At 45.6% G+C, this 20,753-nt stretch carries 20 protein-coding genes; 6 read left to right on the top strand and 14 right to left on the bottom strand.

What is annotated here, in order from left to right; all coding sequences use genetic code 11:
• Nucleotides 1–27: 27 nt before the first annotated feature.
• Both BM122_RS02140 and BM122_RS02135 read right to left on the bottom strand, forming a co-directional pair.
• Nucleotides 28–1,203: a glycerol-3-phosphate dehydrogenase/oxidase gene (locus BM122_RS02140; RefSeq protein WP_074903232.1), complete on the bottom strand. Its 1,176-nt coding sequence runs from the start codon at nt 1,201–1,203 to the stop codon at nt 28–30.
• Nucleotides 1,181–1,954 carry a glycerophosphodiester phosphodiesterase family protein gene (locus BM122_RS02135; protein WP_074903231.1) on the bottom strand — a complete coding sequence of 258 codons (774 nt, stop codon included), beginning with the start codon at nt 1,952–1,954 and terminating at the stop codon, nt 1,181–1,183. The genes BM122_RS02140 and BM122_RS02135 overlap by 23 nt, the downstream gene beginning before the upstream one ends.
• Before the next feature lie 144 nt (nt 1,955–2,098).
• On the opposite strand from BM122_RS02135, the gene BM122_RS02130 reads away from it, so the two are divergent.
• The 4 genes from BM122_RS02130 to chrA all read left to right on the top strand — a co-directional run bounded on the left by BM122_RS02130 (nt 2,099) and on the right by chrA (nt 7,257).
• Nucleotides 2,099–2,731 (top strand): hypothetical protein, encoded by a 633-nt coding sequence (locus BM122_RS02130; RefSeq protein ID WP_074903229.1) that lies wholly within the window; start codon nt 2,099–2,101, stop codon nt 2,729–2,731.
• A gap of 242 nt (nt 2,732–2,973) precedes the next feature.
• A complete protein-coding gene (locus BM122_RS02125; protein ID WP_074903227.1) occupies nt 2,974–5,379 on the top strand; it encodes a penicillin acylase family protein in 2,406 nt (801 codons plus the stop codon).
• A 41-nt stretch (nt 5,380–5,420) separates the two neighbouring features.
• On the top strand, nt 5,421–5,891 hold the full coding sequence (locus BM122_RS02120) for a hypothetical protein (RefSeq protein ID WP_074903225.1): 471 nt from the start codon (nt 5,421–5,423) through the stop codon (nt 5,889–5,891).
• 16 nt (nt 5,892–5,907) lie between these two features.
• Nucleotides 5,908–7,257 (top strand): chromate efflux transporter, encoded by a 1,350-nt coding sequence (chrA, locus tag BM122_RS02115; RefSeq protein ID WP_074903224.1) that lies wholly within the window; start codon nt 5,908–5,910, stop codon nt 7,255–7,257.
• 265 nt (nt 7,258–7,522) lie between these two features.
• Here chrA and BM122_RS02110 read toward each other — a convergent pair whose 3' ends face one another.
• Entirely contained in the window at nt 7,523–7,993 is a 471-nt protein-coding gene (locus BM122_RS02110) for a transposase (protein ID WP_256211846.1), read from the bottom strand.
• Nucleotides 7,989–8,348, bottom strand: a complete 360-nt coding sequence (locus BM122_RS02105; RefSeq protein ID WP_074903221.1) for an IS630 transposase-related protein — start codon at nt 8,346–8,348, stop codon at nt 7,989–7,991. The genes BM122_RS02110 and BM122_RS02105 overlap by 5 nt, the downstream gene beginning before the upstream one ends.
• A 496-nt stretch (nt 8,349–8,844) precedes the next feature.
• Here BM122_RS02105 and BM122_RS02100 point away from each other — a divergent pair, with 496 nt between their 5' ends.
• Complete coding sequence (locus BM122_RS02100; RefSeq protein WP_074903219.1) at nt 8,845–9,132, top strand: Lpp/OprI family alanine-zipper lipoprotein; 288 nt, start codon at nt 8,845–8,847, stop codon at nt 9,130–9,132.
• Between the two features lie 60 nt (nt 9,133–9,192).
• On the opposite strand, the gene BM122_RS02095 is transcribed toward BM122_RS02100, so the two are convergent.
• The 6 genes from BM122_RS02095 to BM122_RS02070 all read right to left on the bottom strand — a co-directional run bounded on the left by BM122_RS02095 (nt 9,193) and on the right by BM122_RS02070 (nt 14,280).
• Nucleotides 9,193–10,140: a L,D-transpeptidase family protein gene (locus BM122_RS02095; protein WP_074903218.1), complete on the bottom strand. Its 948-nt coding sequence runs from the start codon at nt 10,138–10,140 to the stop codon at nt 9,193–9,195.
• Nucleotides 10,141–10,271: 131 nt separating this feature from the next.
• A complete protein-coding gene (locus BM122_RS02090; protein ID WP_074903216.1) occupies nt 10,272–11,408 on the bottom strand; it encodes a Kae1-like domain-containing protein in 1,137 nt (378 codons plus the stop codon).
• Nucleotides 11,398–12,315, bottom strand: coding sequence for a hydrogenase nickel incorporation protein HypB (hypB, locus tag BM122_RS02085; RefSeq protein WP_074903214.1), 918 nt, complete (start codon nt 12,313–12,315; stop codon nt 11,398–11,400). The genes BM122_RS02090 and hypB overlap by 11 nt, the downstream gene beginning before the upstream one ends.
• 14 nt (nt 12,316–12,329) lie before the next feature.
• On the bottom strand, nt 12,330–12,785 hold the full coding sequence (gene hypA / locus BM122_RS02080; RefSeq protein WP_256211840.1) for a hydrogenase maturation nickel metallochaperone HypA: 456 nt from the start codon (nt 12,783–12,785) through the stop codon (nt 12,330–12,332).
• A gap of 36 nt (nt 12,786–12,821) precedes the next feature.
• On the bottom strand, nt 12,822–13,433 hold the full coding sequence (locus BM122_RS02075) for a HupE/UreJ family protein (protein ID WP_074903213.1): 612 nt from the start codon (nt 13,431–13,433) through the stop codon (nt 12,822–12,824).
• Between the two features lie 322 nt (nt 13,434–13,755).
• Complete coding sequence (locus BM122_RS02070) at nt 13,756–14,280, bottom strand: cytochrome P460 family protein (RefSeq protein WP_074903211.1); 525 nt, start codon at nt 14,278–14,280, stop codon at nt 13,756–13,758.
• A gap of 350 nt (nt 14,281–14,630) precedes the next feature.
• Here BM122_RS02070 and ybaL point away from each other — a divergent pair, with 350 nt between their 5' ends.
• Nucleotides 14,631–16,322: a cation:proton antiporter domain-containing protein gene (ybaL, locus tag BM122_RS02065; RefSeq protein WP_074903209.1), complete on the top strand. Its 1,692-nt coding sequence runs from the start codon at nt 14,631–14,633 to the stop codon at nt 16,320–16,322.
• A gap of 211 nt (nt 16,323–16,533) precedes the next feature.
• Here the strand turns inward: ybaL and BM122_RS02060 are convergent, their stop codons facing one another.
• Genes BM122_RS02060 through glyS form a run of 4 tightly spaced genes read right to left on the bottom strand, consistent with a single transcriptional unit; the run spans nt 16,534 to nt 20,752 of the window.
• Nucleotides 16,534–17,286, bottom strand: a complete 753-nt coding sequence (locus tag BM122_RS02060) for a M48 family metallopeptidase (protein ID WP_256211839.1) — start codon at nt 17,284–17,286, stop codon at nt 16,534–16,536.
• On the bottom strand, nt 17,231–18,016 hold the full coding sequence (locus tag BM122_RS02055) for a lysophospholipid acyltransferase family protein (RefSeq protein ID WP_074903205.1): 786 nt from the start codon (nt 18,014–18,016) through the stop codon (nt 17,231–17,233). The genes BM122_RS02060 and BM122_RS02055 overlap by 56 nt, the downstream gene beginning before the upstream one ends.
• Entirely contained in the window at nt 18,013–18,552 is a 540-nt protein-coding gene (gene gmhB / locus BM122_RS02050) for a D-glycero-beta-D-manno-heptose 1,7-bisphosphate 7-phosphatase (protein ID WP_074903203.1), read from the bottom strand. The genes BM122_RS02055 and gmhB overlap by 4 nt, the downstream gene beginning before the upstream one ends.
• 1 nt (nt 18,553) lies before the next feature.
• A complete protein-coding gene (gene glyS / locus BM122_RS02045) occupies nt 18,554–20,752 on the bottom strand; it encodes a glycine--tRNA ligase subunit beta (protein ID WP_177198022.1) in 2,199 nt (732 codons plus the stop codon).
• Nucleotide 20,753: the final 1 nt, after the last annotated feature.

The following is a 20,753-nucleotide window of genomic DNA, read 5'->3' as shown; positions in this document are numbered from 1 at the left end:
TTAGAAATGGAATTACTGGAGGCTCTCTCATAGCGGCTCAAGCATCAATTTGGAAACATCCGCTTTAGGCATGCGATCGGGCAAAGTTGGCATAATAGTATGCAACACTTTTTGTGCAGTTGCCCGACACACTGTCAGCTTACCTCCATAGATGCTGACAACACGTGGCTTCTGAGGAGAATCACACTGCAAATGAATTTCTCGCGAGCGATGAAAAGGATCTCCATGGCTCGCCGGCAGAACGCGCAGGCCAGAAAATTTTTCTCTGACAACCCTATTTCTTTCTGGAAAATAATGATGAAAACAATCCAATAAATAAGTCTCTTCCGTAGCTAATGGATACGATTCTTCCGGATCGCTATTAAATAGAGTTTCGGTCGTCCCTAGCAGGATATGTTGATACCATGGTAGTACGAAGATGGCCCTTTGATCAGCAGGAGACTCTAGATAATAGCATCCCTTGTTCAGACCACCCTCCAGTACCAGATGGGTTCCTTGCACCAAATCAATTGGATATGCCGGCGGTTGAGGATCAATCCGATGGCGCACCTTGTTAACCCAGGGACCGGCAGCATTCACTAGCACAGTTGCACTGCAGTGATTTATTCTGCCTCCTTGCAGGTAATCAATTTCACACATTGATGAAGAAAGGGTGGCATGAATAAATTCAGCAGGACATAGCAATTCTGCGCCCAATGATTGCGCAGAATGCATCAGTGCTTGTGTTAAAAGCCGATCATCAGTCTGTGCATCCCAGTATTGAAAAACTTGCTTTAATCCCTCCGTTGTCAGGCCATCTAGTTGTTCCCATTCCGATTGGGGAACGGAACGGAAACGCGCTGAGCCACTTCCCCCAGCCAGCAAAGTATATAGACTGAGACCTGCGCGTATTACCAGCGTATTGCGAGATGTTTCCCGGTAAACCGGGATATAAAATGGGCTCAATCTGACCAGGGAAGGCGCTAATCTCAGCCAGTCAGCTCTCTCTCGCAAACTTTCATAGACGAGTGCAAAATGGCCATTTTCCAGATAGCGTAGACCACCGTGAATCAATTTACTAGAACGGCTGGAAGTAGCGGCAGCCAATGCGGTTTTTTCCAACAGCATAACAGTGTAGCCACGTGCTGCTGCAGCTTGTGCCACTGCGGCGCCTTGAATCCCGCCCCCAACGATAACGATGTCATAGTGATTGGTGACAGGCATTTCTTTTTAGTATCGGATGTTGTAACAATGTGCCAATGGTATCGGTTTCAATGAGAGGAATTCCCTCATCAGCATACTTAAGTACCGAGCGGCTATGATTGACCGTATAGACAACCCATTGCCAAGGACCTTGCCATCTTTTCTCAATCCTATGTGGTAGGCGTTTAGCGTTACAAAACAGGAATTCTGGTGTCAGTTGTTTAGCGATAGTCGCATGGCCATGGTCCCATTTAGGGATGACCCAACCAATCCGCTCAGCGCCCTGCTTCCTTGCAAACGCTACGGCTTGTGAATCAAATGAAATCAAGACACATTGCTTGGTGTAAGGATAAATCACCTCAAGAATGATATCTATTGTTGCCGTCAAACCAAATTTAGCAAGGCTTTCCGATTTTATTTCGATAAATGCAGACACATTCGGCCTCTCCTGTAAGAGCTGGCAAAAAGTGTTTAAATCAGACAGTGGCTCCGTTTCTGGCGGGCTCGTAAGATTAAAACCTGGGTAAGGTACTGAAAGTGTATTAATCACTTCATCGTCAAGCTGGGTTAGCCAGTGATCACTACCTGTCAAGCGCCTGAGGTGGTCATCATGACATAAGTAAGGGGTTCGGCGAGCGCTTAACTGGATATCGATCTCGACAAAACATGCTCCAGCTAGCATCGCAGCCTTTAACCCAGCCAGGCTATTCTCAGGATAGCGCGCAGGATAACCACGATGGGCGATGAGATAAGGAATATTTTGTTCAACCATAGACTAGGTTCTCCTGCAAATATAATGTGAATCAGAGTCTACTCTGGATTCTAAACCATAGCGATCAATCAAGATTTGACTGCAAAAATAGATGATAAAATCCCTAAAATAATATTGGAAGTTATGAACTCGTCGGGAAAAATAATGCGTAAATTTGCTATTAGTTTTAATATGCTCCTCCCTATCATATTGGCAGCGCTACTTTTCATACCCTATACCTTAAATTTTCTTGCGCACGCTATGGTTGGAGAAAAACAATTTCCTCCCATCATCATGATGAAATTACCTGTTGAAAGTACGGCTGTCACATTACCTGCAGCAGTAGTGCAATCCACACCTTTTGATATTACGCTTCAATTGGATAGTGATGCGTTAGCCAAGCGCATCAATGACATTGTAGCTAAGTTCCCTCATGGTGTCGCCATGCAGGGTATTAGCGGCAAGGTACTTTCCAACATGCAAGCTGAAATTGCCGGAAATGGGTTTCACATTGATAATCCAGGGCCGCAAGCGCAGCTTATTTCCACTCAGGGTGGAACGCTTTGGTCTTGGAAAATCACTCCCTTATCACCGAATCGCCAAACACTTGCACTCCGACTTTATATTATAGCGATCGACCGCGGCCAGGAAAGCCAACAAATTGTTGATCTCGCTGAGATACAAACTTTTGTACAAAAAAATCCGGCTGAATGGATGAAACGATATGGGATCTGGTTCCTAGCAGCAGGTTTGTTAGTAGGCGTAATCTGGCGAAGAATACGCCGGTCTAAAAATTAGAGAATATATAATACACAAGCACTATACGGCCAACATCATTAAATGCGATCTGGTCTAATTTATTTAATATATTGACATTCTTGATAAATTATCAGTTTTACCATCAGTATCAAATAGGATACTTTTATGATAGTCATCAAATGGATATGGTTCATTATTTTATTGATGGTCATTGCGATGGCACTGGCTAACCCAATACGCGCACAGCTTCAATCTTCCTAATGCTGGTAAATAGTTAGTAAATGGCTCACCAAATTAATCTGATTCGCTGGCTCCTGCTCGCGCTGCTGCTTCTGGTGCTAGGGCTGATAGGCATATTTTGGTTACTATTACAAGGCAGCTTGCCAAAATATGATGGAGAGGCACATATTTCTGGCCTTTCCGCATCAGTAGTCATCGAGCGGGATGCGTTGGGAAGTGTAACTTTACACGCGCAGGATCGTCTTGATCTCGCGCGAGCCCTCGGTTATGTTCATGCACAAGAGCGTTTTTTTGAAATGGATCTCATGCGCCGTAGTGCTGCTGGAGAGCTGGCTGAATTATTTGGCGCGGCAGCACTGCCAGCCGATCGTAAAGCTCGGGGACATCGTATGCGTGCCCGTGCTACGTCAATGTTGTTCGAGCTACCTGAAAGCCAACGCCGATTGATTGATGCTTATCGTGATGGCGTAAATGAAGGTTTGGCTAAACTGGCAGTACGCCCTTTTCCTTATCTAATGACACGCACCCAACCGCACCTCTGGCATAGCGAAGATACCTTATTGGTGGTGATATCGATGTATTTTACTTTGCAAGAATCAATCTTTCAGCGTGAACTCCAACTTTCCACATTGCGCGCTGGTTTACCTGAAACTGTTTACCAATTTTTAACCGCAGGTGGGGGAGAATGGGATGCACCGCTGACCGGGATTCCTTTTGAGTGGCCACAGCCTCCTTCCAGCGAAGTACTCAATTTGCGCAAAAGTGATCCCAGCCTGAAGCGCAATTTACCACATCATAGAAATGATCATCATGATGAAGCGCCGGGGAGCAACAGTTTCGCAGTAGGCGGCTCACTGGCGGGTGGTGCTGCGCTGATAGCCAATGATATGCATCTCTCGCTACGGACGCCAAATTTATGGTTTCGTACACGCATCATTTATCCGCATTCCCAACGGCCCGAGAGCTTCATTGATACCATTGGGGTGAGTTTACCCGGTACACCTGCGATTGTTGTCGGCTCCAATCGCCATATTGCCTGGAGTTTTACCAACAGCTACGGCGACATGGCTGACTGGGTGCGGATAATGATTGATCCGGCAGATCCATCGCGTTATCGTAGTGCCAAGGGTTGGAAATCAGTCACGATCCACCATGAAACGCTGCGTGTGCGTGGTGCACCGGACGAAACAATTGAGGTTCGCGAAACAGAATGGGGACCGATACTGGCAAGCGATCATGATGACACCCCGCTGGCGCTGGTTTGGGCTGCTCATCAGACAGGTTCGATCAACATGGATTTGATCGAGCTTGAACAGGTGGAAACAGTGGACAAGGCTATTGTAGTTGCCCAGCAGGCAGGTATTCCCGCACAAAATTTCATTGTTGGTGATCGCGATGGTAATATCGCCTGGACAATTGCTGGACGCATTCCATTACGTCGAGGTCATTACAATTCAATCGAACCGGCAAACTGGAGTGAAGGAAATATCGGTTGGCAGGGCTGGCTCGAAGCGGCAAAATACCCAGTGATCAGCAATCCACAGGAGCAGCGTCTGTGGAGTGGTAATGCACGAATGATCGATAGTGACATGTTGGCACATCTTGGCGATGGTGGCTATGAACTTGGTGCACGCGCCCGGCAGATCCGTGATAATTTGCAGAAAATTGAGCATTTCACACCCACTGATTTTTTCTTGATTCAATTAGATGACCGCGCCTTGTTTCTTTCTCGCTGGCGGCAACTGCTTAAACAAATATTAGATCAGGCACCTTCCTCTATCTGGCGTACAGAAATGCAAAAAGCACTGCGTGACTGGGATGGTCATGCCTCTGTCAACTCCGTCGCCTACCGAATAGTGCGCACGTTTCGCCAAGAAACCATCGGCAGCATCCTGGATAATTTCACTGCTGAAGTACAAAGTCATTATCCGAATTTTTTATTCCCACGATTAGCTCAGATCGAGCACGCCATTTGGATGTTGATTGTGCAACGCCCTCTGCATCTATTACCGCCGGAATATGCCAGTTGGGATCAACTGCTTGAATCTTGTGCGCAACGTATCACAGTCGAGATGCAGGCTCAACCAGGTGGGATCGCTGCGCGCACATGGGGCGAACAGAATACTGCGGTTATCCGGCACCCATTGAGCCGTGTGCTGCCGGGGTTTATCGCTCAGTGGCTAGATATGCCGCGTGACCCCCTGCCGGGCGATAGTTATATGCCGCGCATCCAGTCACCCAGCTTTGGTGCTTCCCAGCGTTTCGTGGTTGCACCGGGCGAGGAAGAGCACGGTTATTTTTCCATGCCCGGAGGGCAAAGCGGTCATCCGCTCTCTCCCTACTACGGCAGTGGCCATGCTGACTGGGTAGCTGGCCAAGCAACGGCGTTTTTACCTGGGCCGTCTGAACGCACGCTTTCTCTGCTGCCATTCAAAACCAGTCAATAACTTTATTGTTCGTATTGATTATTAGCTTAAAGGAGCTCTCAATGAAAAAGATTTATACGCTTGTATTGTGCCTGAGCGTGACTACAGTCATGGCTATGGATATCGATGAACGCAAAATACTCTCACTCAACGAAATGCAGCGCAATCACATTCTGACCGAGATGCGTGCCTTGCTGTGGGGCACGCAGCAAATACTCCAAGCACTTTCGGAAGAGGATATGATGGCAGTTGCTCGCCATGCGCGTATGCTGGGCATGGAGATGACGCATAAGGGAGAGGATCATTTACATTCCGTGCTACCGGAGAATTTCATGCAGCTTGGCATGTCGGTACATCAAAGTTTTGATCAGATTGCTGCCGATGCAGAAACTTTGAAAAATCCCAAGCATACTCTGATCCAATTAAGTAATACCATGCAGCACTGTATCACTTGTCATGCCGCCTATCAGATTCGAACGACTGAGCTACCCGCCAAAGCTGAAAACCATCCCGCTCATCATAAGCATCATTGATAGAAAATCAGGCCATATGGATGTTACTTCTGACAAAGATACGCTGCCTGACCAGGTCAGCTTGCGTGAAGCATGGCTGTTCTGGTTTAAACTAGGCTGGATCAGTTTCGGCGGTCCAGCAGGACAAATTGCCATCATGCATGCAGAATTGGTCGAGCGACGACACTGGATCAGTGAAAGGCGTTTTCTACATGCACTCAATTATTGCATGGTATTACCCGGCCCGGAAGCCCAGCAGCTCGCGACCTATATCGGTTGGCTCATGCATCGAACTTGGGGAGGCATCGTAGCGGGCGTATTGTTTATACTACCTTCACTCATCATCCTGATTGTCTTATCCTGGCTCTACATCGCTTTTGGCCATACCTCTCTCGTGGCCGGGCTGTTTTATGGTATCAAACCCGCAGTAACTGCTATCGTTCTACAAGCCGCCTACCGGATCGGATTGCGTACACTCAAGAATCCAGGATTATGGGTTATCGCGGTTGCTTCCTTTGTTGCCATGGCAATTTTTCAGACACCATTCCCGACAATTTTGGTGGCTGCGGCGCTGATCGGCTATATCGTAGGATATATCATACCCGCTCAGTTTATGGCAGGCACAAACCATAGTAAGCTTGATCGATCATACGGCCCTGCTATCATCGATGATACCACTCTCCTGCCCGAGCACACCCATTTTCGCTGGTCACGTCTGCTGACTGTAATCACTGTGTGCGCCTTGCTATGGATTGTGCCGATGGCGTTACTCGTCAGTCAATTTGGCTGGTTTGGCACGCTGACTCAGATGGGCTGGTTTTTTACCAAAGCAGCCTTCCTCACATTCGGTGGCGCTTATGCAGTCCTGCCTTATGTCTATCAAGGCGCAGTCGAATACTACGGATGGTTGAATCCTGCTCAAATGATCGATGGCCTGGCGCTCGGTGAAACCACCCCTGGCCCACTTATTATGGTAGTTGCGTTTGTCGGCTTTATTGGTAGCTATACCAATACATTGTTTGGTACCGACCTTCCTTTCCTAGCGGGCGCTACAGCGGCCGTGGCAGTAACTTGGTTTACCTTCTTACCCTCATTTTTATTCATACTGGCCGGTGGGCCGTTAGTAGAAACTACACACGGCAACCTTAAATTCTCTGCCCCATTGACCGCCATTACTGCCGCCGTGGTCGGCGTCATTTTCAATCTAGCACTGTTCTTCGCCTATCATGTTCTATGGCCGCAAGGTTTATTATCATCATTCGAAGGGCCAGCTGCGCTGATTACGCTAATTGCCAGCGTCGCGCTGTTCTATTTCAAGCGCAATGTCATTTATGTGATTGGCGCATGTGCCGTGATGGGCCTAATTTATAGTATCGTTTGGAGGTAATTCCATTTCTCAATCAAAACTGGCTTTGTCGGCTTCACCTTGCCGTATTATTTATACTGTCTGTGGCTCGCCTTCGCGTCAGATTTGATTGAGAAATAAATTATTTATACTGTTTGCAACCTTCCTTCGTATCATAATGTTTGATTTGTATACAAAATAACTGCTTAAACATTATTTACATGACAATAATTTTGTCATAAATACAATCTATTTGTTAAAACCCAGAGCTGGCCGGAACAATATAGCATATCCCATATAAAATGATTTAAATTTCATAAGCGGTAAAGAGCTGCTCGATGGAACACCCTTCTCTTTTTCTGATGGCTTTGGCCTGAGCCCATTTAGGTTCAATGTCATTTAAGTCCGGAGAATAAGGCGGTAGATATTCAAGCGTATGCCCGGCATTGGCAATAGCGGTATGGATATCCAGCCGTTTATGAAAGGTTGCGTTGTCCATGACAATCACGCAAGCGGGTAGAAGTTTAGGCAACAGGTCCTGCGTCACCCATGCATAGAAAATGTCGGCGGTGATATTGGCTATGAATAGGCTTATGGTCAGCAGTGTCTTGCCGATGAGGGCGCCAATGACATTAGTTCGACCTCGTGCATGCCAATCTTTTACGCCATAACAACGCTCACCTACTGACGCATAGCCATGCGTGCGTGGCATGTCGTGCGCAAAGCCGCTTTCATCAAGGTAAACGATGACGCGGCCTTCGCGCTCATAGCCTTCAATTTTTTGCTGAAAGATGCGTCGCTCTTCTTCGCTGGCTTTGGGGTGACGCAGGCTTTTTTTTATAAGTCACGCCCAGACGCTTTAAAGCGTGATTAATGCCTTGCTTGCTGACTCCCAGCCGTTTGGCTCGCTCATACTGATACGCGTCCGGATAATTCTTGACGTCCTGCGCCAACATTTCCATGTTGATCTTGGTGGCAGGCTTGTTGCAGGTTGTCTTGGGATCAGGAGATTTAATCCAGCGCATCACGCTAGCAACCCCCACATCAAAACGCTTGGCCACTTGCGCGATTGAGAGGTTCTCCTTCTCTCGAACGGATAATACTTTACGGCGGAATGATATCGGATAGGTCATCCCTAAATTATAATCAATTTATAGAGGATATGCTATAACAAGACAATTACATCATAATGCTATTTTTTTAATGTTCCATTGCTAAGGTATATAAAATGTATACAAACGCATTATTGCCGATCCATTTGTAATTCTTTAATATCAATTTGTAATAGAGTTTGATTGGGATTCATTACTTCTATCCCACTACTGTTAAGATTTATTTTATTTTTTTAAATTATTGATTAATCGATATAAATTGCTTATTAGTGGTACTTGCACGTCAAAGACGCTGGTATAGATTCAATTTATTAATTAAATCTTTATTTGGCTAACTCATAATTCTAATTCAATATTATTAAAGTGTGGTAAATATGATACATTCACGCTTTATATTGTTTAAGAAATCAGGTAGCATCGCGGTGTTGTCATAGGTTTTTGAATCTGCACTTGAATGGACAACTTGTGTTGAGAATTTAGAGTCTTGTCTTAATCAAATAACAGTATGGAGATGAAGATGAATAAGAAAATTAAGTATGTATTCACTGTAACAACCCTAAGCGCTCTAGTTGCATTATCTGGTTGTGCAACTACAGGGCAACTCGAAGAAGTAAAATCACAGCTCAATGCTGTTCAGCAAGATGCAAGTTCTGCTAAATCAGAAGCTGCTGCAGCTAGAGCATCTGCAAACGAAGCAAAAGATATTGCAAACAGAGCACTCAATACTGCCAATGAAGCCAATTCACGGTCAATGCAAACTGAAGAAAAAATTGATCGTATGTTTAAAAAATCAATGTATAAATAATTTTTTATATAGTCAAAATAAAAAAGCCCCATTTGGGGCTTTTTTATTGCCTATTACACTTTATTTTGAAATCAGGACCGGAATACCATTTTTTTCAAACATTGCTAGCTCAAGTGCCATTTCATCAATGATTATATCTTCTCTAGCTTGGTTTGCTTTCTTACCATTGGCGCTTTTCTCAAGAAAAATGGCAATCGCTTCACGTACTTTCTGCATATAATCCTCGGCATACTCCTTCTCGTTTTCTTCTAATGGTGGATGTAATTCTATAAACAACGAACCAGCCAGCCAGCCAAGTTTTATAGGTTGATTGACTAATTGCACCGGCGTTCCGGCAGGCACCTGATCAAACAATTTTTCGATATCTTCAGGATACATGCGCAAGCACCCATGAGTGACGCGCATACCTATTCCAAAGGGCTTGTCAGTGCCATGGATGAGATAACCTGCAGTACCGAGATAGAGCGCATGCCGCCCTAATGGATTGGTCGGTCCAGGCGGTACGAAATCCGGCAGTGGTGGATTGCCTGCTTCTATAGCCTCTTTCTTGAGTGATTGAGGCGGTATCCACGTAGGATCTTTTTGTTTCCTGACGACAGTAGTTTTACCCATTGGCGTACTCCAATCCATTCTGCCTATGCTGATAGGATGAGTAATGACGACTGGTTTCTTTCCTTTCTCAGGTTTGGGAAAATAATAAAGGCGCATTTCAGGTAGATTAATCACCAAGCCGGTACGCTCAGCCTGTGGAAGAATGTATCGACCCGGTATGACCACCTTGGTGCCTTCAGAAGGGAGCCAACGATCAACGAAAGGATTAGCCAACAATATTGCATCCTGCCCAATACCATACTGGCGCGCAATATCAAGCAGAGTATCCTCTTGGCTCGCCTCTATAACCTTTACTTGACCAATAATATCAATATCCGATGGTGGCAATGTCCAAGTCGTAGCTTGTGCCAGTGCCGTTGTCAAAAAGGTAAAAAGTAAAATAGCAATGCTACGCATAACTTATGCTCACGAAAAATATATCCATTTCTCCTAATCGTCCAGTAAAACATTTGCAAATGACAAAATGCTTAACTATAACAGATACTGAGAATTCTGATTAGAGGAGGTATACAAGTAAACGATAATCTTCAAGCGCCGATTGATTCATACCGTTGTGCAGCTATCCAGGCTTGACCTAAAGAAATAGCACTGTCATTAGGTGGCAACTGTTTTGCATATAATACTTTTAGGTTATTTTCAGCAAGATGCTGACTCAATAGTTGCAGTAATAATTCATTATGAAAACACCCTCCTCCTAGTGCAATCCGAGCACAATGGTATTTACTGGCAGCGAGCGCTACCCACTTGGCAAGTCCATCAGCGATAGTAGCATGAAATACAGCAGCACCCTTGGCTACATCAGCACATTGCATAAGCCAGGCAAGCAACGGAGAAAAATCGAGAACATTATTGGCGGTAATTTGGTAACCCTCCTCAAGAGAAGCTGCCTTACCATAAGAGGCGGCCAATGTCTGTAAATGAATGGCAGCCTGAGCCTCATGAGATTGAGTTTCATTTACTCCCAATAAGCCAGCAACCGTATCGAATAGCCGCCCCATGCTCGAAGTAGCCGGGCAATTCAAATTACGTTGTAGCATGGCAACCACAGTATTAGCTGCTGGCTGAGCGGGGAAACGCAACGCTATCTCATGAGCATACCCTAGAGTGAATAACGCTGATGCGGCCATACGCCAGGGTTCACGCGCTGCCCGATCACCACCTGGCATAGCAAGTGTAGCCAAATGACCCAGACGTTCAAAATATCCCCCTTCCACACGTAACAATTCTCCACCCCAAGGCATCTTGTCTATACCCAACCCTACCCCATCCAAGGCTAGACCTAACACAGCGTCACTGATCCCATGCTCCGCACAAATGGCAGCAATGTGAGCATGGTGATGTTGCACCGCGAGAATCGGTAAATCATGCTGTGCTGCATAAGTATGTGCAAATTGCGTACTGTAAAAATCAGGATGCAGGTCATGTGCTACCACTTTAGGCTGCACATTAAGCATCTGGCACATGTGGAGCACGGTTTCATCCAGCCTACTGCGTGCGTTTACAGTATCAAGATCTCCAATTACCGGCGAGACTAAAGCAGTATGGCTTCGTGTAACGCAAACTGTATTTTTTAACCAAGCACCACAGGCCAGCACCGAGGGTATGGTAAAAGGAAGTTCAATAAAATGGAAAGGCAAATCAGTCCAAGTAGAGCTAATCAACATGATGTTGAGAATTTTCTATTTTCTTCTTGCTCGCTACCACCTGATGATAGCCAACATTAATCCAGTCTATCCATTCCGACATTCCTTCCCCTCTTAAAGCTGAAAGCTGAATCACTCTCAGTGAAGGGTTAATGCGATGGGCATAGTTAATTGCGAGTTCGGTATCAAAGGTCAGATAAGGCAGTAAATCGCATTTGTTGAGTAATAGCAGATCTGCGGCACGAAACATATCTGGATATTTGAGCGGCTTGTCTTCACCTTCTGTCACAGAAAGGATGACTACCTTATGTGCCTCGCCCAGATCAAAACTGGCCGGACAAACCAGATTGCCGACATTTTCAATAAATAATACACTATCCTCTCGCACAGCAAGCTGCTGCATTGCTTGATTCACCATGTAAGCATCCAGATGACACCCCTTACCTGTGTTAATTTGCAAGGCAGGGACACCGCAGGCACGAATACGCGCGGCATCATTTTCTGTCTGCTGATCACCCTCGATCACGTACATACGCTGCTCTTCTCGCAAGGCAGCAATCGTCTGAACCAATAAGGTCGTTTTGCCAGAACCAGGGCTGGAGACAAGATTGAGTGCAAAAATTCCGCGCTCAGTCAAGTAACAGCGATTGGCCTCAGCATAAAGGTTATTCTTGGCTAGAATATCACGTTCAATTGTTACCATGCGTGCTTGACTCATGCCTGGTGCATGCGCTTCCGCAGATCCTGAACCAAAATCAATCAGGTCAGGCTTATGAACAGGATAATGAGCCGATGGCTGCAGAGAAGTTTGCCTTGACATACTGGTAGGCATTCGGTAACGGATTACTCCCACTGGTTTACGGGAATGCTGCAATCGTTTTCCACCTATCTGTATCAAACCATGTCCGCAGCCGCATGTTGTACACATGATAGTCCCTCCCTCTATTCAACTTCAAGTTCTTTGACACGCAAGGTATCGCCACATAATACTTCAAGCCCAAAATTGCCACATTGTGAGCAAACAGCATAAAGTGTAGCCATAGGCACTTCTTGCATACATATTTTGCACCAACCTAATCCTGCTATATCAATAATTTCCAGCCTCGCATGCTGAGCGACACTGCCACGCATCACAACGTCAAAACAGAAACGCAATGCTTCCGGCTCTACACAAGTCAACTGGCCAATTTCCAGCCACACCGTTTTGACGCGTGTAAAAGACTGATGATGCACTGCTTCTTCGATGATCTGCAAGACATTTTCAGCCAATGACATTTCATGCATACACGATTCTACCCAGCATTTCAAAGATTGTGAAAATGAATTTTCCGCGTAGCTACCTACCAAGCGGATAGGTGAGGAGCGCATACCATCCAACACAGTGATTGGAGCACTCATCAGGTTGGTTAGGGAAACTACGTTTTCAATTATCTCTTACCCGATCAAAACCATGCTACTTCCGTACAAAATTACCCCTATTCCGACCAGTTTTAACCATTGTACGCTTCCTTTGTGTTTAATGAATATGCCTATACCTATACCCAAAGCATGAAGTAATGCAGTAGCAGATACAAATCCCATCGCATAAGTAAGTCCTGAGACATTTTGGGACATTTCTGCTCCATGGGCATAACCATGACAAAACGCGAAAATACCGGCTATGATAGCGCTTATAGTCAGTGGCAATCGGATTGAAGCGGCAATCAACATACCGAAAACCAGCAGTGAAATAATAATACCGACTTCAGTATATCCAAAAGGAACCGCAATTATCCCTGCTAATCCACCCAATGTCATGACAGCAACAAAAGTAAAAGGTACTAGCCATACGACATGCCCCCCGATTTGAGTTGCCCATAGACCCACAGCGATCATAGCAAGCACATGATCCAGTCCACCTACAGGATGAATAAAACCGTGTACCCAGCCATTCTGAGTGTCAATACCAGTATGAGCATAAGCTAATGAGGAGTTAACCATGGGAAAAAACGCCAGAGAGGACAATAGTAATAATTTGATAACAAAATATCTTATCGAGACTTTCATTCTAATTTCCTTAAGCATTTGTTTCCTATCCGATAGCGAATAGCAACGCGCCGCTAATTCAGTATTCACTAAAAATAAAATTGCTCATTCCATACCTAAATCAAACATGACACGAAGGCAAGCTGTAAACAGTTTATATAATACGCCAAGGTGAAGCTGGCAAAATCAGGTTTAATTTAGAAGTGGAATAAATGATCCATACTTCAGCACGTAGTTACTCCTATTACTATTTTCCAAAGTCAGATAATAAAACAGGCTACAAGTTTCTAGAAACTTGTAGCCTGTTCATAGCTTACCAATAGTATTTATCTTACATTAACTATCAGTTTTTCTTTGCAAAATCAACCAGCTTCTGGAAGCTAAATAGATAGTCCTGATTTTTCAAAGGAGTATGGCACTGAACACAATTCAAGTCGTTGCTTTTGGGCGTACCATTCGGGTTATACACAGCAAATCCCCAGTCGCCTGTGCGATTCTCCTGAGAGAAAGCTTTGTCCCAATCACTTCTTTTTTCCATCACTGCAACGGCTGCCAGTTTTTCAATTTCAAAAATACCCTCTTTACCTGAAATGATCTTGCCAGCCGCATCTTTTTTAGGCTCATATATTTCCATGACAACCACTGACCCGGGTGTTGCTTCTTCGCCTTTTTTGTAACTCGCAATAGCAATATCATTAGCATAGAATTTTGCCACCTGCGTCTGATTGGCTCGATTGGCAGTATCGTATTGGGTAAAGGCTTGCTGATAACCCTCAGGAAATTTGACAAAATCAGGATCACCTCCGCTATGGGCATAAAAAGGTAAAAATGTGCAGACCAGGGTAATGAATTTAAATCGGTACTTCATTTTCTCTCCTTGCTTGTAGTACTTAATAGTTAAGAAGTTTGTCTGTAGAATCATTTATTTAATAACTATACTGAAAAGCCTTGGATGAATTGCTTGCCCTCTGCATAGCTTGAAACATTATATGCAGAATATCCAACAATAGAAACTGGCATTACCCAGCCGTGATCAGCAAATACTATCATCCTCATGAGATACTAATTAATTTCTAGTCAACAGCCTTTTTATTTTAGAAGACTCTTAATAAGCCTGTCAGGCTGTAGAATAAGACGATTGGTTGCACGCATCGAGTTGACTGTAGAATGATTGATAAAACTCACCTATTACTGCCGCTATAACCAAAGGTAAACTGAATGGAACATAACATCTCATTGATAACCACTATTGCTGCTGGATTTGGTCTTGCCCTGATATTCGGCTTCATTGCTGAGCGACTCAAGATTCCCGCTTTGGTTGGCTATCTACTGGCAGGGATAGCCATTGGGCCATCAACACCAGGTTACGTCGCTGATGTCAACATCGCCTCACAGTTGTCAGAAATTGGGGTTATGCTGCTGATGTTCGGTGTGGGCTTGCATTTTTCTCTTGACGATCTGCTTGCAGTTAAGCGTATCGCCCTACCCGGTGCCGTAGTACAGATGGGGCTGGCGACTGCGCTAGGCATGCTTATAGCCTCGTGGTGGGGTTGGGACTTTGGTACCGGCTTGGTTTTTGGGCTCTCTCTATCTTGTGCTAGTACCGTCGTATTGCTCAAAGCCCTTGAAGCACGAGGCATACTCGAAACCATGAACGGGCGAATCGCCGTGGGTTGGCTGGTAGTTGAAGATCTCGCTACTGTACTCATTTTGGTACTATTACCCTCATTTGCGGGTATATTAGGTGGAACGGTCACCTCCACCGAAGACGCTGTTCCGTTATGGCGCACGGTTGGACAGACACTTCTTGAGGTCTCGGCTTTTCTTGCCCTGATGCTGATCGGCGGGCGCCGTATGTTACCGTGGTTATTATGGCAAGTCGCAAGTATCGGTTCGCGAGAGCTCTTCACTTTGTCAGTTATCGCAGCAGCGATCGGTGTCGCCTACAGTGCAGCAGCATTGTTCAATGTGTCATTTGCACTAGGAGCTTTCTTTGCAGGAATGGTCATGCGTGAATCGGAATTCAGTCATCGCGCAGCTGAAGAATCGCTACCACTGCGCGATGCCTTTTCTGTACTGTTCTTTGTCTCTGTAGGTATGCTCTTCGATCCACAGATATTGATGGAGAAACCGATGTATGTCCTCGGCGTTGTTGCGATTATCATCGTCGGGAAATCAATCGCAGCAATGGGACTTGTACTTGCCTTCCGCTATCCACTTAATACAGCATTGCTGGTAGCTGCCAGCCTGGCACAGATCGGGGAATTTTCTTTTATTCTTGCTGGACTAGGAATATCACTAGGTTTGCTTTCTTCAGAAGGAATGGATTTGGTTCTCGCTGGGGCGCTCATCTCCATAGCGTTGAATCCATTTGTATTTGCTGCAGTTATACCGATCAGTAATTGGGTTCTCCAGCGTTCGGAATTGGCTCGTCGTCTGGAACACCGCGAGGATCCCTTCGCTGAGCTACCGGTAACAACCGAACGCAAATATCTTGAAGGACAAGTGGTGCTGGTAGGCTATGGCCGTGTGGGACGGCGCATCGCCAAGGAGCTGGATAAACGCAAAATTCCCTATGTGGTTGCTGAACAAAACCGAGAGCTAGTAGAGGATCTGCGTAAGAAAGGTGTGGCTGCTGTATCGGGTAATGCGGCTGATCCAGCTGTGCTCATCCAGGCACATATTGCAGGGGCAGCAATGTTGGTTGTCGCAACGCCTGACACCCTCAACGTGCGGCAAATTGCTGAAATTACACGTACACTTAACCCGCATATCGAAATCGTGCTGCGCACTCACAGTGAAGATGAGTCACAGTTCCTGCAAAAAGAGAAGATTGGCACTGTGTTCTTTGGAGAAGAGGAACTCGCCAAAGGGATGACGAACCATATACTACAACGCTTTGCCCCGTAACAATTGCAGCAACCTAAAAACGACTATTCCTGCTGAGAGCAGCCTAAATAGTCGTTTTTCCCTACGGAACGGCCACCTTATTCCATTTCTAAATCAAAAATGACACGAAGGCGAGCCGCAGACAGTATCAATAATACGGCAAGGTAAAGCCGACAAAATCAGTTTTGATTTAGAAATGGAATTAAATAAAATTCTGGAGCACATCTTCTCGTCAGTCGATTTTTTTTAACTCCGCCCGCGCTTGCCGGTAATCTGGATATATGCTCTCGACTACTTTCCAAAATGCTGCAGAATGATTCATTTCGATCAGGTGAGATAATTCATGCGCTACCACGTAATCCATCAGGGAAAGCGGCAACTGTATTAACCGCCAGTTAAGGGATACTGTCCCATTTGAACTACAGCTTCCCCAGCGAGTGCGCGCACTGGATAATCTCACTTTTGGCAATGGCACACCTAATTTAGCTGCATAGAGCGCCACCCGCTCACTCATATACGCCCGCGCTTGTTTACGATACCAAGTCATTACGAATTTCTCGATTCGACACGGAGTTAGCGAAGCAATTTGCCGGGTTATTTCCTGAATTTGATCTGTTTTATTATTTTGCGAAATCAGTTGCAGTTTTTCTGATTCAGTCAAGACCAATCGATAGGGATCACCTAATAGCCAAAAAGTGCTATCCAGACACCACTGAGGCTGGATAATTTTTTTCTCTTTCCATATCTCCAGACTTCTAATGACCCATGCAGCTTTACTGTGCAGTACTTGCTCTATTCTGCTGAGAGTCGCTTGCAAAGGGACCCTAACCGTTAAACCCTCTCGATTAATTTTCAGGCCAATCGTTTTCCGGTTACGACGAATAAGCGTGTAACCGATTGTCTTGTCGGCCAGGGTAATAGTACGCGCCTCATTTATCAGCGTCTTTGAATGACTCGTTCGAGATCGAAATAAATTGTTCATCATCACGCCCTTCTTTTCCAAAATCGCTGATACGCGACACCTCAGTTTCTATCCACGCTTGTACACGTGCATTAAGCTCATCAGGCTCCATACCGGTGGGATCGATGGGTTTGCCAATACTTACTGTAATCGTTCCAGGATATTTGATAAATGAATTTCTCCCCCAAAATTCTCCAGCATTGTGTGCAACTGGCACAACCAATGTACCCGTGTGGGTGGCGAGCCATGCGCCACCTATCTTGTATTTACCCGTCTTACCTGGAGGAATGCGCGTCCCTTCCGGAAAAATGACGATCCAGAAATCCTGTTTTAATCTCTCTTTACCCTGCTCAACGATTTGCTGTAAAGCCGCTTTACCTGAACTACGATCAATTGCGATAGGGTTAGTCATTGCCAGTCCCCAGCCAAAAAATGGAATACGTAATAACTCTTTTTTAAGCACCCATACCTGGGGTGGGAAAATTTGTTGCAATGCCAGAGTTTCCCATGCTGATTGATGCTTTGATAACACAATACTTGGCCGGTCGGGAATATTCTTAGCACCCAGCACACGATAATGCAAACCACAGATTACCCTGAGCAGAAACAGCATGATGCATGTCCAGCCGTAGGTCACTTTATAACGATAATGTGGAGGAAGGGGGTAACAGGCGAGCGTAAATAATGCATAGGGAGGGGTGATGAGGAGTTGTAATATAGTATAAAACACTGATCGCACTACAGCTGATATCATATTCTCTTCACTAATGTATCCACGACGGATGCTAGATCAGCAAAAATTTGCGTACCTTCCGGGAGATTCCCATTCGCATGAGTCATTTCACCTTTTCCAGTCAGTACTAAAATCGGAATGGCCTCTACCTCGACCGCTGCCTGCAAATCCCGCATTGAATCACCGACAACAGGAACGCCTTTGAGATCCGCGCTATAACGTTGCATGATTTCCTGAAACATACCTATCTGGGGTTTACGACATTGACATTTATCCTGCTCAGTATGTGGGCAGAAGAAAAGCGCATCAATGCGTCCCCCGGCGTGATGAACAGCTTTGAACATCTTATCGTTAATAGCATTGAAAGTGGCCATATCAAGCAATCCGCGCCCAATCCCAGACTGATTGGTCGCAATGATCACGCGATAACCTGCATGGGTCAGTCGTGAGATCGCTTCCAAGCTACCCGGTATGGGTTTCCATTCATCTAGTGATTTGATAAAGGTTTGACTGACCTCATTGATCACGCCACTACTATCAAGGATGATCAATTTCATTTCAGCTTGCCAGTCTGGAAATATCGGCCACTCGATTCATTACCTGCTGAAGTTTTTTAAGCAAAGCCAAACGATTGTTGCGCAGACTGTCATCATCGGTATTAACCATCACATGATCAAAAAAAGTATCAACCGGTGCTTTTAATGCTGCCAGGATTTGCAAGGCAACCGTGTAATCCTTCTCCTGAAAGGCCTCATCCACTTTATCTTTCAGATCGATTAACGCTTGATACAATGCTTGTTCGGCAGGCGCCTGTAAAAGTTCAACCTCTACCTGTGGGTTGATGGTAGCGCTAATCTTTTTGAGGATATTACTCACGCGCTTATTGGCAGCAGCAAGACTGGCTGCCTCTGGCAAAGCAATAAAAGTACGAATAGCGGCCAGTCGTTTTGGAATATCATTTAAATGTTGAGGATAGAGTGCCAATACAGCATCCACTTCTTGTGCACTATAACCCTGCTCACGCAAACTTACGGCCAATCGATCATAGATAAAATCTGATAATTGCCCACTTACCTCTGCAGATATCGCATGACGGATATTTTTCTGGTGGGTCTTCTCCTCAGCGTAAGCAAGTGGCATCTCGGCTACTGCCTGCTGTACCCATTGTTCTGCAATACGTTCATCCTGGAGAATTTCTATGGCTCGCTCAACCAGCCTATTCATTTCAAGCGGCAAATCCTTTTCGATAAGGATACGAATCACGCCCAAGGCATGGCGGCGTAGCGCAAAGGGATCCTTATCTCCGGTGGGTAGTTGGCCGATAGCAAATAGATTGATCAAAGTTTCCAGCTTATCTGCTAAAGCCACGCAGACGCCAACCAGATTACGTGGCAGTAAGTCGCCCGCAAAGCGTGGTTTGTAGTGATCTTCTATCGCATAGGCAATCGCATCGCTCGAGCCCTCGTGCTGAGCATAATAACGCCCCATGATACCCTGCAGCTCGGGAAATTCTCCAACCATGTCTGTCAATAAATCCGTTTTAGCTAATCGCGCTGCCTGCTCTGCTTGTTCTGCCAGAATATTTCCACCCAATATTTGTCCGATATCGCGTGCAAGGGTACGTACATATTCAATGCGCAAACCTTGTGTGCCCAATTGATGATGATAAACCACCTTGTTCAGCCCAGGAATGCGCGAAGCCAATGTGTTCTTCCGGTCTTGGTCAAAGAAGAATTTGGCATCAGCCAAACGCGAGCGGACGACCCGCTCATTGCCCTCGATGACAAAATGAGTATCTGCTGGACAAATATTCGCAACAATCAGAAAGGTATTTGCCAGTTTTCCATCGCTATCCAGCAATGGGAAATATTTCTGATTGGCTTTCATCGTCAGGATCAGGCATTCCTGAGGTACTTCAAGAAATTCTGATGGGAATTTCCCTATCAGCACGTTGGGATGTTCCACCAGTGCTGTTACCTCATCCAGTAATGCTTCATCCAGAATAAGCTGCAAATTTTCTTTGGCGGCAGCAGCGGAAAGCTGGTTCGAGATCCGGCTACGGCGCTCAGCAAAACTCGCAATAACTGCACCTTCTGTTTCCAGTTGCTGGCTATAACTATCCGCTTCTCTGATGACGATAGGATGACTGCTGGCTTCGAAGCGATGACCTTGTGTCATATTGCTGGCAATCAAACCCAGCACGCTCACAGGAACGACCTCTGCACCATGCAGCGCAACCAATCCATGAGCGGGACGTACAAAATTGACGTTCTCCCAACCATCTGCGAGCTGATAAGTCATCACTTTGGGGATGGGTAATTGCGCAATCGTCTCATCCATCGCTTGTTGCAACCCATCAACAAGAACGATACCAGACATAACACGCTCCAGAAAAAGTGTTTCGGATTTACCCTCCATTGCCCGCGTCAGTTGCGAAACAACAAATGCCTCCACGCCTAGACTACTCAATTTCTTGACCAAAGCCGGCGTCGCTCGCCCTTCCTTATCCAGACCAACCGAAATGGGCATTAACTTAGTCGTCACAGCCTGATCAGGAGCCTGCCCCAAAACATGAGTAATATGAACAGCCAGCCTACGTGGCGTTGCGTATGCGGTCATTACCGTATCTGACATCGCCAAATTCTGGCTTTTCAGGCTATTTAGCAATGCTTCCGCAAAATAAGTACCCAGCTTAGGCAGTGATTTGGGTGGCAGTTCTTCAACCAGCAGCTCTACAAGTAGATTTCTTGGTATCATG

Source organism: Nitrosomonas communis (assembly GCF_900114745.1).
GTDB classification, from domain to species: Bacteria; Pseudomonadota; Gammaproteobacteria; order Burkholderiales; family Nitrosomonadaceae; genus Nitrosomonas; species Nitrosomonas communis_A.
The sequence above is the reverse complement of the archived record's forward strand: the minus strand, read 5'-3'. Positions and strand labels throughout refer to the sequence as shown.

Excerpts from the sequence above, each read along its gene's own strand:
- gmhB (WP_074903203.1), bottom strand. The coding sequence starts at position 18,552 with ATGAAATTGATCATCCTTGATAGTAGTGGCGTGATCAATGAGGTCAGT.
- BM122_RS02055 (WP_074903205.1), bottom strand. The coding sequence starts at position 18,016 with ATGATATCAGCTGTAGTGCGATCAGTGTTTTATACTATATTACAACTC.
- BM122_RS02135 (WP_074903231.1), bottom strand. The coding sequence starts at position 1,954 with ATGGTTGAACAAAATATTCCTTATCTCATCGCCCATCGTGGTTATCCT.
- ybaL (WP_074903209.1), top strand. The coding sequence starts at position 14,631 with ATGGAACATAACATCTCATTGATAACCACTATTGCTGCTGGATTTGGT.
- BM122_RS02090 (WP_074903216.1), bottom strand. The coding sequence starts at position 11,408 with ATGTTGATTAGCTCTACTTGGACTGATTTGCCTTTCCATTTTATTGAA.
- BM122_RS02130 (WP_074903229.1), top strand. The coding sequence starts at position 2,099 with ATGCGTAAATTTGCTATTAGTTTTAATATGCTCCTCCCTATCATATTG.
- chrA (WP_074903224.1), top strand. The coding sequence starts at position 5,908 with ATGGATGTTACTTCTGACAAAGATACGCTGCCTGACCAGGTCAGCTTG.
- BM122_RS02095 (WP_074903218.1), bottom strand. The coding sequence starts at position 10,140 with ATGCGTAGCATTGCTATTTTACTTTTTACCTTTTTGACAACGGCACTG.
- BM122_RS02070 (WP_074903211.1), bottom strand. The coding sequence starts at position 14,280 with ATGAAGTACCGATTTAAATTCATTACCCTGGTCTGCACATTTTTACCT.
- glyS (WP_177198022.1), bottom strand. The coding sequence starts at position 20,752 with ATGATACCAAGAAATCTACTTGTAGAGCTGCTGGTTGAAGAACTGCCA.
- hypB (WP_074903214.1), bottom strand. The coding sequence starts at position 12,315 with ATGTGTACAACATGCGGCTGCGGACATGGTTTGATACAGATAGGTGGA.
- BM122_RS02075 (WP_074903213.1), bottom strand. The coding sequence starts at position 13,433 with ATGAAAGTCTCGATAAGATATTTTGTTATCAAATTATTACTATTGTCC.
- BM122_RS02120 (WP_074903225.1), top strand. The coding sequence starts at position 5,421 with ATGAAAAAGATTTATACGCTTGTATTGTGCCTGAGCGTGACTACAGTC.
- BM122_RS02140 (WP_074903232.1), bottom strand. The coding sequence starts at position 1,203 with ATGCCTGTCACCAATCACTATGACATCGTTATCGTTGGGGGCGGGATT.
- hypA (WP_256211840.1), bottom strand. The coding sequence starts at position 12,785 with ATGAGTGCTCCAATCACTGTGTTGGATGGTATGCGCTCCTCACCTATC.
- BM122_RS02105 (WP_074903221.1), bottom strand. The coding sequence starts at position 8,348 with ATGACCTATCCGATATCATTCCGCCGTAAAGTATTATCCGTTCGAGAG.
- BM122_RS02100 (WP_074903219.1), top strand. The coding sequence starts at position 8,845 with ATGAATAAGAAAATTAAGTATGTATTCACTGTAACAACCCTAAGCGCT.
- BM122_RS02060 (WP_256211839.1), bottom strand. The coding sequence starts at position 17,286 with ATGATGAACAATTTATTTCGATCTCGAACGAGTCATTCAAAGACGCTG.
- BM122_RS02125 (WP_074903227.1), top strand. The coding sequence starts at position 2,974 with ATGGCTCACCAAATTAATCTGATTCGCTGGCTCCTGCTCGCGCTGCTG.